Genomic DNA, 12,639 nt, shown 5'->3' with positions numbered 1-12,639 from the left:
ACTCGTTGCCACATGTTCACAATGCAATCCAAAATGGACATCGCTTGCCATGCGACTTCCCGAACCATCGTGCGATTGCAAAGGGAAGCCGGAGACGATCGTTCCCGAGGCAGCGTGGACAAACGAAACAGCGGGTCAGCTCATCGCGCACGTTGCCTCGCAAGCGCTGAAAGATCCGACGCCGCTAGATCTCTCGTTGTTGTGCACCACGTTACGGGGTGAGGTTATTCGCCGCTATGGAGCGAGTGCCTCTGCGTGGCACGCGCTTGGCCAGGAGTTAACAGATTTTGCAGGACCATCATACGTCTCGCCTACCGCTAAATCCCCACGTCTATTGTCTGAGACCTTCTCGCGTCATGCGTGCGGCGTGCGCAAAGCGCGGCTTTCCGTCGAGCGCTATGTCCTATTGATCGCTTTTCTTTTTGGTGACATCGATACGTTGAAGCGTGCAGCGTTGTCAGAAACCAGAGTGGTGGAACCGGTCATCATTTCCGGAGCGACGTATCAAGGGGACATTGTTGGCTCGAATATCGGAGTCGAACTAAGGCGACTTTATGTGCGTCATCGAGGACGAATAAGTGGCATGAGTCGTGAGTGTGGCAGGCCTTGGACAACTGTTGTTCGTGAGCTAGCGACGCATTGTCCAGACCTAATCCAACCATTGCGCACCTTCGCGAAACAGAAAGCCGTGCCGGTAGCCAAAACTCTTTTCGCCCAAGGAATGGAACTTCGGGAGATTGTGCGAATAACAGGGCTTTCGCTGTCCTCAATTTACAAAGTATGCCTAAGTGACCCGGAAGCACGTGACGCCCGAAAGCGAGGCCTTTTTACGATCCGACGAGAAAGGCTTCGACGCAAAGCTAAGACCCTCATCGATCAGGGTTTGAAACGCTCGTTAATTACTCGGAAGTTGGGCCCTTCGCAAAAATGGTTGAACACGTTCGATACTCAATGGATTGCCGAAAATTATCCCGAAAAGGCAAGAGGTCCCGGTCGAAAGGTAGTCCTTTCGTCGTCTGACTGGAAAAAGCGCGACCGCCATTGGGCAGCGGTTGTCCCGAAAGTGGTTAATCGCCTCATCGAACAACAAGTGCATCGCATGTTTCAAGTTAAGCCAAGCACAGTCGTGAGGGCGATGCAATTGAGGCATCTTGTCAGTCGACGCCCAAGAACAAAAGCAGCGTTGGAACAGTACGCTGAATCGCAAGCGTCTTTTCGAGTGCGGCAAGCGGCGCATGTAGCACGCAAGCTTTTTAAGAGAATGGGAAGGATGCCCTCCGCGTTCGCGATTGCAAACCAAATCCATAGACCGCTATCCGAATTAATGCCCTACCTTTGGCTAGCCGGCATTGATATTAATTCATGCACCAAGCAATGCGAGCCCTCCAGCAGTCGCCAAATCATGTATTACCCTTAGCACTGATTTGTCACGATCAGTAATCCGCGTAATCCGCATCGGACCCCGTCAGCCGTGGAATGCGGAGCCATACGCGCGTCTAAGTCTCCAGCAGACCGCAATTGTTGCTATTTATTTGCCCAACTCTTCGGAGTTGTTAAGATTAATGATAACTATACCCAAATTCGTTATAACTATTCTGCCAGGACAATCGACGCGTGCAACACCCGCGCGTTTCAACACCTTCGTGCATTCGGCCAGCGTTGCGCCTGTGGTGAACACATCGTCCAGCAACGCGACATGCGGCGGTAAACCGACACCATCGCGCAACGCAAATGCAGCATTCAAATTGCGGCGACGTTCCATTGCATTCAACGTCGTCTGTGCACCCGTGCTTCGCACGCGCTGCAGAACATCATGACGACAAGGCACATTCAACGCGCACGCCAGCGACAGCGCCAACTCTAACGCCTGGTTGTAGCCACGTTCTCGCAGGCGTTGCGTATGCAGCGGCACCGGCACAATAAGTTGCGGCAGCGGCAATCGTCGCGCTTCGCGTTCCCATAGTGTCGAGAGGACCCGGCCCGCTGCAAGATCGCGACCGAATTTGAATCGCGTTTCCAGACGGTCTAGCGGCCACGCATAACGAAACGGCGCCCACGCCGCATGCCACCGCGGCGCCCTGCGCTGACACTGGCCGCATAACGGCACAGACACAGGTAATGGCAACGCGCAGCGCGCGCAACAATGTGTGTTGCGCGGAAATTCCGCGATGCATGCCGGACAAAGATCGATGCCGTCCGCACCGGCATCCGCACACAGGAGACAACGCCATGGCAACACCCAGCGGCGCAGCGGCGCGGTCAGTCGATTCAGCGCCTCCATGCGCAATGCGTTGCCTCAGTTGCTCGGCTTGTAGAGGGCCGCGTCGATGATCGACCACAGGTGAATGATCCAGCCCATCCAGATCACCCACAGCGCCGCGGCCAACACAAACATGACGATCGCCTTGAGCAATCGCCCCTGCACCAGCTGCCCCAGGCCGGGGATGAAGAAGCTGCATACCGCGGCGATCACATTGCCCGTACTGCCCTGACCTGCACTCATGAATCACGTCCTTGCTGGGTGGATGGGCCATGGTAATGGGTTTGTGGCCGTCAACCATTCCATGGCGTATCTAGTTGACAGCCTTTCGGGGCACTTCCACACTTATAGGCCGCGCATTTTGTGGATTTCCCAGCCTATGTCCGTAGCCGCTCTTCGCCACGACTGGACCCGCGACGAAGTCGTCGCGCTGTTCGCCCTGCCCTTCAATGAGTTGCTGCATCGGGCACATGGCGTGCATCGCGCCAACCACGATCCCAACGCGGTGCAGGTCTCCACGCTGCTGTCGATCAAGACCGGCGGCTGCCCCGAGGATTGCGGCTATTGCCCGCAGGCGGCGCGTTATCACACCGGGGTCAAGGCCGAAAAACTGATGGCAGTGGATGCGGTGGTCGCACGCGCGCAGGCGGCGAAGGATGCCGGTGCCAGCCGCTTCTGCATGGGCGCGGCATGGCGCAGCCCGAAAGATCGCGACGTCGCCCAGGTCGCGGAAATTGTCTCGGCGGTGAAAGCGCTCGGTCTGGAGACCTGCGCCACGCTGGGCATGCTGACCGATACGCAAGCGCAGACACTCAAGCATGCCGGTTTGGATTTCTACAACCACAATCTGGATACCGCGCCGGAGTTTTACAGCGAGGTCATCCACACGCGCGACTATCAGGATCGTCTCGACACGCTGGAACATATTCGCGAAGCGGGTTTGAAAACATGCTGCGGCGGCATCGTCGGCATGGGCGAATCGCGCGAACAACGCGCCGGTCTGCTGCAAACGCTCGCCAACCTGCCCGAGCATCCGCAATCCGTGCCGATCAACCAGCTGGTGCAGGTGGAAGGCACGCCGCTCTACGGTACGGATGCGCTCGATCCGTTCGAGTTCGTACGCACGATTGCCGTGGCGCGGATGTTGATGCCCGCATCGATGGTGCGTTTATCCGCAGGCCGCCAGCAGATGGACGATGCCGTGCAGGCGCTTTGCTTCTTCGCCGGCGCCAACTCCATTTTCTACGGCGAGAAACTGTTGACCACCGGCAACCCGGACGTCGAACACGATCGCGCGCTATTCCGCCGCCTCGACCTGCATGCGCTGGAAGTCGCCGAAGAAGCTGGCACCGTACACGCCGACATCATCGAGACGGAAGCGGCGAGTTGCGGGCAAGGCTGTGGCTGCAGTGCCGCGGCCTGACCTGATCGAACGATTGGCCGTTCAGACGGCCGAACGTGCGCAGGCTCAGTTGCAACGGCGCCTGCGCACCATTACGCAAACCGACGGTGCGTTCATAGAAAGCGACGGACGCCGTTTGCTTTCGTTCTGCAGCAACGACTATCTGGGTCTTGCACAACACCCCAAACTGGTCGCCGCGTTGAAGCAGGCGGCCGATGCAGACGGTGTCGGCAGTGGATCGGCCCATCTGATCTGCGGCCACCGCCGCGAACACGCCGCGCTGGAAGAAACACTGGCCGAATGGACAGGACGCGAACGCGCGTTGCTTTTCTCCACCGGCTATATGGCCAACCTGGGTGTGATACAGGCACTCCTTGAGCGCGGCGAACTGTGCGTGCAGGACAAACTCAATCATGCGTGCCTTCTCGACGGTGCGCAGCTTGCTGGCGCGACACTCAAACGTTACCCGCATGCCGATGTCGAGGCAGCATCGCGTCAGTTGCAAAGTCAAACCGAAGGTTGCGCCTTGCTGGCAACCGATGGCGTTTTCAGTATGGACGGCGATATCGCACCCTTGCGCGAGCTCGCTTCGCTTTGCGCGAACGAAGGCGCCACGTTGATGGTGGACGATGCGCACGGACTTGGTGTACTCGGTGAAGATGGCGCAGGAAGCGTTGCCGAAGCGAATTTGAGCGAACGGGACGTTCCCGTGCTGATGGCCACATTGGGCAAAGCACTCGGATGCAGCGGCGCATTTGTCGCCGGTTCTGCCGCGCTTATCGACGGCCTGATCCAGTTTGCGCGCACGTACATCTACACCACAGCCATGCCACCTGCACTCGCCGCGGCGACACGGTGTGCGGTGAATATGTCACGCCAGGAAAGCTGGCGCCGCGAAAAACTTCAACATCTGATCCAGCATTTCCGCCGTGGCGCAGGCGAACTTGGGTTGCCGCTGATGCCATCGCGCACGGCGATCCAGCCGCTCTTGCTCGGCGATTCGCAACGGGCACTGGACGCCTCACGCGCATTGGAAGCACAAGGCCTGCTGGTGGTCGCGATTCGCCCACCTACGGTACCCCAAGGGCAGGCACGGCTGCGCATCACCCTGTCTGCTGCTCACGAAGAATCGCACATCGACCAGCTGCTGCAGGCGCTTGAATCCCTGCGGCTGGTGCACGCGCCGGTATAATTGCACCTTGAGCATCCCCGTCCCGTCTATGTCGACCCTGAACATCTCCGCGTACCGCTTCGTCAGCCTGGACGATCTGCCAGCGCTGCGCGCACGCGTGCTTGCGCAATGCGAAGCGTTGGCGCTGAAGGGCACCATATTGCTGGCGCCCGAAGGCATCAACCTGTTTCTTGCTGGCTCGCGCGAAGCGATCGAGTCGTTCCTGACATGGCTGCGCGAAGACCCGCGATTCGCCGGCCTGGAAGCGAAGGAATCGGTCTCCGACGACGTGCCATTCAAGCGCATGCGCGTGCGCCTGAAGAAGGAAATCATCACCCTGCGTCGGCCCACGATCCGGCCGGAAGGCGGCCGCGCGCCAGCTGTTGATCCGGCCACGCTCAAGCGCTGGCTCGATCAGGGACACGATGACGACGGTCACGAAGTCGTGCTCCTCGATACGCGCAACGCGTATGAAACCGACGTCGGCATGTTTCCCCATGCCGTCGACTACCGCATTGCGAGCTTCACCGAACTGCCGGCAGCGCTGGCCGACGATCAGTCGCGTTACGAAGGCAAAACAATCGTGTCCTATTGCACGGGCGGCATCCGATGCGAGAAAGCCGTGTTGCACATGCAGGACATCGGGATGGAGCGCGTGTTTCAGCTCGAAGGCGGCATTCTGAAATACTTCGAAGAAGTAGGCGGGGCACACTGGCACGGCGATTGTTTCGTGTTTGACGAACGCGGCGCGGTGGACAAGGCGCTCGAGCCCTCACCGATTTCGCCTCCCGACGCGGGAAATGACACCAAGGCGACTTCCGCATGAACCTGCACATCGAGGTTCATGGCAGCGGCGCGATACCGCTGGTGATGATTCACGGCTGGGCCATGCACGGCGGTGTGTTTGCGCCCTTGATTCATGTGCTGCAAGAGCAATGCACGATGTATGTGGTCGACCTGCCCGGCCACGGTTACTCGGGTGACAGCGCGCTGTCGCTGCAGCCGGATATCTGTGCACGCGCGATTGCCGACGCTACGCCGCCCGCCGCATGGCTCGGCTGGTCGATGGGTGGACTTGTTGCATTGAGTGCCGCGCTGAATCTGGGGGAACACGTACAAGGCCTCGCCATGCTTTGCGCAACGCCGCGCTTTACCAGCGCCCCCGATTGGCCGCATGGCAGAGATCCCGCACTGGTGCAGCAGTTGGCTGCGGATCTGGAAACGGACTACCACGCCACCATCGATCGTTTTCTAGCGCTGGAAGTGATGGGCAGCCCCGATCCGCGCGGCGAATTGCGCCGTTTGCGCGCCGAAGTGTTTTCGCGCGGCGAACCGAATATGCGCATACTGCAAGATGGCATTCGCATCCTCGATGAAACGGATCTTCGCGTCGGCTTGCCGACATTGAAAGCTGGGAAAAGCTGGTGGACCGCAGGGCGGCTCGATCGCCTTGTTCACCCCAACGCCATGCAATGGTCCGCTGACGCAAGCAAGGGCGAGTTCAACGTGGTTGCACATGCAGGACACGCACCTTTTCTCAGTCATGCCGATACCGTTGCGCAGACGCTGCTGCCCTGGCTTGAGACAACCCGATGAGCGACTTTCACGTCGATATCCAGCGCGTGCGTGCCAACTTTGGCCACGCTGCCACGAGCTATGAGCAACACGATGCGTTGCAACGCGAAGTACAGCAATTGTTGCTGGAACGCCTCGACTTCTATCTGCAGCAACCCGAACGCGTGATCGACGTCGGCGCCGGCACAGGTCGCGGCAGTGCGCTGCTGAAGAAGCGTTATGCCAAGGCACAGGTGATCGCGGTCGATGCCGCGTTGCCCATGCTGCGCGCCGCCAAGGCGCACGCCGGCTGGCTGAAGCCTTTTGTACGCGTGTGCGGCGAGGCAACTGCATTGCCGTTGCCGGATCACAGCGTCGATATATTGCATTCCAATCTGTGCTTTCAGTGGATCGACGACCTGCCCGCGCTGTTCGGCGAATGTGTGCGCGTGCTGAAGCCTGGCGGCATGCTGCTGTTTTCCACCTTCGGTCCCGATACCTTGCGCGAATTGCGCGCTGCGTGGGCCTCGGTCGACCAGCACTCCCACGTCAGCCGGTTTCTGGATATGCATGACGTCGGTGACGCGATGATTACCGCGGGTCTGCGCGATCCGGTGCTGGACGTGGATCGCTACACGCTGACCTACAGCGAACCCAAAGCCTTGCTGCGCGAACTCAAAGGCTTGGGCGCCACACACGCCGACCGTGGTCGCGAACGCGCACTCACGGGCAAACATCACTTTCAACGCATGCTTGCCGCTTACGAAGCGATGCGCGTCGATGGCCGCATTCCGGCAACGTGGGAGGTGGTGACGGCGCACGCATGGGGACCGCCGCCGGGTCAGTCGCGCCGCGCGAAAGATGGCGGCGAGATTGCGAGCTTCTCCATCGACAGCTTGCGCGGCTCACGGCGACGCTAAGCGCCGCTTATGTGGCACCTGACTTATGTGTGCGACACAGGCTCCGCCGCGCTACCGGCCGAAGCGGGCTTCCCATTGCCAGATTGTGCCGGCGCACCTTTATCGGATTTTTGCTTTGGATAATAAATTGCGCTGACATTGCCCACGCCCGTGAAATGCGTGGTGTTGGTGTCGTAGGTGATCTTGTCCGCGCGGGCTTCGCCCGTGTTCTGCTCAATGACAACCGCATTCGGATAGAGCACGGCAATGCCGTTGATGTTGTCGTAATCGAGCGTGGGTGCCTCGCCCGTCATGAGGTTGTTGTCGTCGTCCAGTTGCTCGATATGCGCATGCGGTTTACCGGTCATGACAATGCGGCTTACCTGCGTATCGGCATCCAGATAAATCTTCGCGACGTCGCCCTTTGCCTTCATCGTGCCCTGTGTGACCAGCACATTGCCAGTGAGCGTGGTGATGGTATTGGGCGCATTGAAGCCGTCGAGGTGATCCTGCGCGGTGTTCATCGGCTGATTGCGATCGCCGGTTTTTGCATAAGCCGATACTGCAGCCAGTGTAAAGGCAGCGGCCGCGCCGATCAGCAGAACGCTCCGCGCGGCGCGCATGGTAGAGGAAATAATGTATGAGGCCATAGTTAGCGTTTTCCTCCGCACGCCTTGTATCTGAAACATTCAATCAGGTGATCGTTGACCATGCCGGTAGCTTGCATGAAGGCATAGCAGATGGTGGTGCCGACAAACCGAAAGCCACGCTTTTTGAGATTCTTGCTCATCGTATCCGACACCGGCGTGCTCGCCGGCACATCGCCTCTGCCCTGCCAACGATTCTGAATGGACTTGCCATTCACGAATGACCACAGGTAAGCATCGAGGCTACCGAATTCATCGATGACTTCCAGCGTTGCCTTGGCATTATCGCGCGCCGCTGTGATTTTTAGGCGATTACGGATAAGTCCCGGATCGAGCAGGAGCTTTTCCAGCTCGCGATCCTTCATGGCGGCGACGCGGGCAATGTCGAAGTTGTGGAACGCGCGCCGATAGTTATCGCGCTTGTGCAGCACGGTGCGCCAAGAGAGCCCCGCCTGCGCTCCTTCCAGACAAAGAAACTCGAACAGTGCGCGGTCGTCATGCAACGGCACGCCCCATTCGGTGTCGTGATACGACTGCATTAGCTCACCGTCGGCCGCCCAATGGCAGCGAATGCGTGACGTCACTGCGGCTCTCCCTGATTCCGAGGAGAACAGAATAGCGCCACGCACCCGAGGATGGTGAGGAATCCTTAAATGGTAAGGCTGGAGCGGTAACGCTGACGCCAGTAATGAAGCACCAGTGTCAAACCCAGCAAAGTGGCTGCGATCACGAAGATGGTGACGCCCAGATTGCCGACACGCAGACCATCGGCGTAGCCATCCGGCAACTGGGCGCCGTTGTCCTGGAACGTCGCCGCTGCCATGCCGGTGTAATGCATGCCGCACACGGCCACACCCATCACCAGGGCGCTCCCGATCATCTGCAGCGGACCGCGAAGATTGAACGCGAGCCAGAGCGCGGCCATCGATGCGGCCACGGCGATGACAAAAGACAGGAAGACCACGCCATAGTCGTAGCTGATCGTGGCGGGCATCATCATCGCTGCCATACCGAGATAATGCATCGAGGCCACGCCCACGCCCATGCATGTTCCCGCGCCAGCCAACTTCAACCAGCTGAACTGACCGTCTCCGACCAGCAGCAAGCCGCCGGAACAGGCCGCAAATGCAACGACGGCCGATAGCGCGGTGATCGCGGGGTCATAGGTCACATCCATGCCGCTGTCGCAGGCAAGCATGGCGATGAAATGCATCGCCCAGATGGCGCCAAGCCCCATGGCTCCTCCTGCCATGGCGACCGCTGCCGTTTTCTGTCGCGGATTGCGCGCCAGCGGAATGGCCACGGCAAGTTGCAGCGCGGTGAACGAGCCCAGTACCGCAACCGCGTACGACAACAAAACGAGCAGCCAGTTGTAAGTCATTGGCATAGGCATGTCGATTCCCCCGGAATGACGCTACTAATGTGAGATTTCCATACTGCAGTGCGCCGCGCCGGTGCTTCTGCAGCTCAGATGGCGAACGAATACTTTCTTGGGCGTTACGGATGCGCCGAGCAAACCTTCCAGATAACCGCCGTAGAACTTGCAGCCCGACTGCACACCCGGCGTGCACAAGGGACTGTTGAGCACGTTGATGTGCACGCCGTGCTGTTCGATATCGGCGAGCAGCTTCAGCGCCGGCACACCGATGCGTTTAATCGCATCGCTTAAGCCCAACTTGGCGCCCATCGCATAGTCGCGTTTGTAGACCCATGCACCGGTGCGTCGCCCGGCCAATATCAGCGAGGACTCGCGGACCGAATCCGACACGCTGTTTTCGAGCGCGACGAGCCACGGGTAGATATGCGGATAATCCTGCGCAAGCTTGGGCAGGATGTGCTCGACCTGAGAGATGTCCGGCGTCACCGGTGACGTAGGCGCAGCGGGCGGTTCCCGCATCGGTGCGGGTTCTTCCGCCACCGGCTGGGCCATCGTTTCAGTGATTTTCGGAACGGATGTCGCTGGCGCCGAAAGAGGTGTCACTTCGCCAGCCAAAGCCGCCTCGAAGCTCAACACACGCGTGTGTGTTCCAAGCATTTCTTCCAGCGCCAAGCGTTGCTCGTCAGGGCCTCGCACAAGCATGGACAGCCACGCACCACGGCTGTCCTGTGTCAGCCGCTGACGCAACAGCGAAAAATGATTGGTGACTACAACGTGCCCAAGCTCGGCGAGCAGGCCCTCTCTGCGGTCAGAGTGGACCTGTATTTCCAGCTCGACCATAAGGCCCCCCCTGTTGCTCGATGCTGGGATCAGATTGTGAGCCGGGAGGATGAGTGATTTAAAAAAAGGAAAGCGTGATTAGCATCATGATTCATCACGTGCGAAAACACGCGATGACATTTCTGGCGCGAATCTTGCAGATTTTTCGGGCGTGGTTCACAACATGATCGCAAGCACGTTCGAACGTGCTGCTACCAGGGCAGCGCATCCAGATCCACATTACCGCCGGTCAACACCAGGCCGACACGCTTGCCCGCGAAACGCTCGCGCTGTTTGAGCACGGCTGCAAAGACTGTGGCGCTGGAGACTTCCACCACTAGCTTGAGCGAACGCCACAGTTCGCGCATCGCGGCAATGCTTTCCTCATCGGTAACGGTGATGACTTCGACACGATGCGTGTGCAGCGCTTCGAGATTGGATTCGCCGACCAGGGTGCGCAGTCCATCGCAAATAGTGTTCGCGGCGAAGTGGTCGATGCGCGCACCGCGCGCGAGCGATTGCGCCGTATCGTCGGCACCGGCCGGTTCCGCGCCAAATACCTTGATGGTGGGATCGATGCCATGCGCGGCAATCGCGCTGCCGCTGGATAAACCGCCGCCGCCAATGGGTGTGATGAGCACATCCAGACCATCGGCCTGACGCAACAATTCCAACGCTGCCGTGCCCTGCCCGGCCATCACCTGCGTGTTGGCATAGGGATGAACCAGAATGGCACCGGTCGCCTGCTGCACTTCGGCCGCTTTCGCTTCGCGCGCTGCTGTCGTGGCTGCACAACGATGCAAGATGGCGCCCGCTTTTTCGATGGCTTCGAGTTTGGCCAGAACCGCGCCTTCCGGCACGACAACGTGCGCAGGAATACCGCGCGTGGCGGCAGCCATGGCGAGCGCATTGCCGTGATTGCCGGACGAATGCGTCACCACGCCACGCGCCGCTTCCTCATCGGAGAGCGACCACACGGCATTGCAGGCGCCACGAAATTTGAAGGCACCCCCACGTTGCAGGTTTTCGCATTTGAAAAACAGTTGCGCGCCAACCATCTCGTCGAGCGCGGCGTTGCGCAATACGGGCGTCAAGACGGCGTAAGGCGCAATGCGCGCGGCGGCATCGCGGATTTGATCCATCGTCGGTAAAGGCACACTCATGCGACATCGATCTCCACGCCACAACGAAATTCCCGTTCGGCACCCGGCTCCAGACGAATCGCATCCGCGCAGTCGGGGCGATTGAATGCATTGGACATGCTTTCCATCGGCTCCAGCGCGACGGAACGGCGCACATCGCGCGTCACCGTGTCCGCGGTAAATGCGAGCGCCACACCCCTTTCCTGCCAAACACTGATGCGTATCCCGCTCGCCGGGTCGCGCAGGCGTGTGCGCGCGCGTCCGTCCGCGCCGTACACGAGATGGGCGTAAGCGTTATCGATCTTTGTCGCACCAATCGGTTTGGCCTGGCGGAAATCCAGTGCGCGCGGAGCTTGCTCGATAGCTAAATAAGCCTCAGCCCCCGCCAACGGAATGGAGTCGGTGTTCATGCGCACGAATGCCGTCGCCGGAATCTCAAGTTCCCAGGTGTCGACGCTACTGTTGCCCACGCGAAAATACGGGTGCCAGCCGAAGAAACACGGTGCCGCCTTGTCGCCAACATTGCGCATGCGGGCAGACAATGACAGGCCACTTGCATCAAGCGTAAAAGTGACGGCCAGATCGATGGCGAACGGATAACCCGCGAATTTGCCGGGCCGGATCACGGAGGTCGTAAACGTGACTTGCGCAGACTGCGCATCGGCATGCGGTGCAGCGATGTCGAAATCCACGCCACGAACGAAGCCGTGCCTGGCGGCGCGTTCGGCGCCCTGCACACCAGGCTGCAAGTCGTAGGACTGGCCATCGAACGTGTAGCGGGCGTCGTCGATGCGATTGGCGAAGGGCACCATGATCGCGTAACGCGAACTCGGGCGGCTCTCGATCTCGGGGCCATCGCGGTAGCCGTCGGCAAGCTGATGCACCGCGCCGCCGATCGTCTGCTCCAGACCGATCAACGCCGCACCGTGGCGCGCGAGCCGTACTGAGCGCCCGCGCGCGGCGTCGCGGAGAATCACGATATCTTGCGTCCCCAACCGCGCCTGCTCGATGCTGAATGCTGTCATCCGCTTGTTCCTGCCGGGGGAAACCCGCATGTTAGCCTGATCCGTCCTTGCTCGGCCCATGTGCAGTATGACTCTAGCGAATGAAACCGCCGCCACCCCGATCCGCCTGCGTGACTACCGCCGCCCGCCGTGGTCGGTCGATACGGTCGAATTGGATGTCGATCTAGGTATCGATGCCGCCGAGGTGACTGCACGTCTTGTGCTTCGACGCGATGTCGAACAGTCCCTGCCGCTGCGACTGGACGGCGAAGGATTGGAACTGCTGGCCATTTCGCTCGACGGCCACGCACTGGATGCCAACCGCTATCGGTACGAAAACAGCGTGCTGGAAGTGGATGGCGC

14 protein-coding genes and 1 pseudogene are annotated in these 12,639 nt (G+C 59.8%); 7 read left to right on the top strand and 8 right to left on the bottom strand.

The window, feature by feature from the left end:
* Window positions 1-1,417 (top strand): TnsD family Tn7-like transposition protein (locus tag VK725_RS00255; RefSeq protein ID WP_325316064.1); only part of this gene is annotated, 1,417 nt, incomplete at its 5' end.
* A 111-nt stretch (window positions 1,418-1,528) separates the two neighbouring features.
* Here VK725_RS00255 and VK725_RS00250 read toward each other — a convergent pair.
* A complete protein-coding gene (locus VK725_RS00250; protein ID WP_325316063.1) occupies window positions 1,529-2,281 on the bottom strand; it encodes a ComF family protein in 753 nt (250 codons plus the stop codon).
* Between the two features lie 15 nt (window positions 2,282-2,296).
* Entirely contained in the window at window positions 2,297-2,503 is a 207-nt protein-coding gene (locus tag VK725_RS00245) for a hypothetical protein (protein ID WP_325316062.1), read from the bottom strand.
* Between the two features lie 136 nt (window positions 2,504-2,639).
* Between VK725_RS00245 and bioB the strand changes: the two genes are divergently transcribed.
* From bioB to bioC, 5 genes are read left to right on the top strand one after another with little or no spacing between them, the layout of a single operon-like run.
* Entirely contained in the window at window positions 2,640-3,683 is a 1,044-nt protein-coding gene (gene bioB / locus VK725_RS00240) for a biotin synthase BioB (RefSeq protein WP_325316061.1), read from the top strand.
* A complete protein-coding gene (gene bioF, locus VK725_RS00235; RefSeq protein WP_325316065.1) occupies window positions 3,670-4,854 on the top strand; it encodes an 8-amino-7-oxononanoate synthase in 1,185 nt (394 codons plus the stop codon). The genes bioB and bioF overlap by 14 nt, the downstream gene beginning before the upstream one ends.
* A 28-nt stretch (window positions 4,855-4,882) precedes the next feature.
* Window positions 4,883-5,659, top strand: coding sequence for a sulfurtransferase (locus VK725_RS00230; RefSeq protein ID WP_325316060.1), 777 nt, complete (start codon window positions 4,883-4,885; stop codon window positions 5,657-5,659).
* Window positions 5,656-6,429: a pimeloyl-ACP methyl ester esterase BioH gene (gene bioH, locus VK725_RS00225; RefSeq protein WP_325316059.1), complete on the top strand. Its 774-nt coding sequence runs from the start codon at window positions 5,656-5,658 to the stop codon at window positions 6,427-6,429. Before VK725_RS00230 ends, bioH begins: the two co-directional genes overlap by 4 nt.
* A complete protein-coding gene (bioC, locus tag VK725_RS00220) occupies window positions 6,426-7,307 on the top strand; it encodes a malonyl-ACP O-methyltransferase BioC (protein WP_325316058.1) in 882 nt (293 codons plus the stop codon). The genes bioH and bioC overlap by 4 nt, the downstream gene beginning before the upstream one ends.
* Before the next feature lie 23 nt (window positions 7,308-7,330).
* Here the strand turns inward: bioC and lptA are convergent, their stop codons facing one another.
* The 6 genes from lptA to VK725_RS00190 form a co-directional block, all read right to left on the bottom strand.
* Window positions 7,331-7,936 (bottom strand): lipopolysaccharide transport periplasmic protein LptA, encoded by a 606-nt coding sequence (gene lptA / locus VK725_RS00215; protein WP_325316057.1) that lies wholly within the window; start codon window positions 7,934-7,936, stop codon window positions 7,331-7,333.
* Between the two features lie 2 nt (window positions 7,937-7,938).
* Complete coding sequence (locus tag VK725_RS00210; RefSeq protein ID WP_325316056.1) at window positions 7,939-8,517, bottom strand: DNA-3-methyladenine glycosylase I; 579 nt, start codon at window positions 8,515-8,517, stop codon at window positions 7,939-7,941.
* Between the two features lie 65 nt (window positions 8,518-8,582).
* Entirely contained in the window at window positions 8,583-9,326 is a 744-nt protein-coding gene (locus tag VK725_RS00205; protein WP_325316055.1) for an MHYT domain-containing protein, read from the bottom strand.
* Window positions 9,327-9,350: 24 nt separating this feature from the next.
* Complete coding sequence (locus VK725_RS00200; RefSeq protein WP_325316054.1) at window positions 9,351-10,151, bottom strand: hypothetical protein; 801 nt, start codon at window positions 10,149-10,151, stop codon at window positions 9,351-9,353.
* A 191-nt stretch (window positions 10,152-10,342) separates the two neighbouring features.
* A complete protein-coding gene (locus VK725_RS00195) occupies window positions 10,343-11,293 on the bottom strand; it encodes a pyridoxal-phosphate dependent enzyme (protein ID WP_325316053.1) in 951 nt (316 codons plus the stop codon).
* The gene (locus VK725_RS00190) at window positions 11,290-12,297 is read right to left on the bottom strand and encodes an aldose epimerase (protein ID WP_325316052.1); all 1,008 of its coding nucleotides are present in this window, start codon (window positions 12,295-12,297) and stop codon (window positions 11,290-11,292) included. Before VK725_RS00190 ends, VK725_RS00195 begins: the two co-directional genes overlap by 4 nt.
* Window positions 12,298-12,364: 67 nt before the next feature.
* Between VK725_RS00190 and VK725_RS00185 the strand changes: the two are divergent.
* Window positions 12,365-12,639: pseudogene (locus tag VK725_RS00185) on the top strand (aminopeptidase N); the annotation flags it as partial.

The sequence above is a fragment of the Dyella sp. genome (assembly GCF_035486915.1).
In the GTDB taxonomy this organism is placed as follows: Bacteria; Pseudomonadota; Gammaproteobacteria; order Xanthomonadales; family Rhodanobacteraceae; genus Dyella_B.
This window is presented reverse-complemented; position numbering and strand designations above follow the sequence as displayed.

Bases quoted from the DNA above. Each gene is read 5' to 3' on its own strand.
- VK725_RS00245 (WP_325316062.1), bottom strand. From the start codon at position 2,503: ATGAGTGCAGGTCAGGGCAGTACGGGCAATGTGATCGCCGCGGTATGC.
- VK725_RS00200 (WP_325316054.1), bottom strand. From the start codon at position 10,151: ATGGTCGAGCTGGAAATACAGGTCCACTCTGACCGCAGAGAGGGCCTG.
- bioB (WP_325316061.1), top strand. From the start codon at position 2,640: ATGTCCGTAGCCGCTCTTCGCCACGACTGGACCCGCGACGAAGTCGTC.
- VK725_RS00195 (WP_325316053.1), bottom strand. From the start codon at position 11,293: ATGAGTGTGCCTTTACCGACGATGGATCAAATCCGCGATGCCGCCGCG.
- lptA (WP_325316057.1), bottom strand. From the start codon at position 7,936: ATGGCCTCATACATTATTTCCTCTACCATGCGCGCCGCGCGGAGCGTT.
- VK725_RS00250 (WP_325316063.1), bottom strand. From the start codon at position 2,281: ATGGAGGCGCTGAATCGACTGACCGCGCCGCTGCGCCGCTGGGTGTTG.
- bioC (WP_325316058.1), top strand. From the start codon at position 6,426: ATGAGCGACTTTCACGTCGATATCCAGCGCGTGCGTGCCAACTTTGGC.
- VK725_RS00190 (WP_325316052.1), bottom strand. From the start codon at position 12,297: ATGACAGCATTCAGCATCGAGCAGGCGCGGTTGGGGACGCAAGATATC.
- VK725_RS00205 (WP_325316055.1), bottom strand. From the start codon at position 9,326: ATGCCTATGCCAATGACTTACAACTGGCTGCTCGTTTTGTTGTCGTAC.
- VK725_RS00230 (WP_325316060.1), top strand. From the start codon at position 4,883: ATGTCGACCCTGAACATCTCCGCGTACCGCTTCGTCAGCCTGGACGAT.
- bioH (WP_325316059.1), top strand. From the start codon at position 5,656: ATGAACCTGCACATCGAGGTTCATGGCAGCGGCGCGATACCGCTGGTG.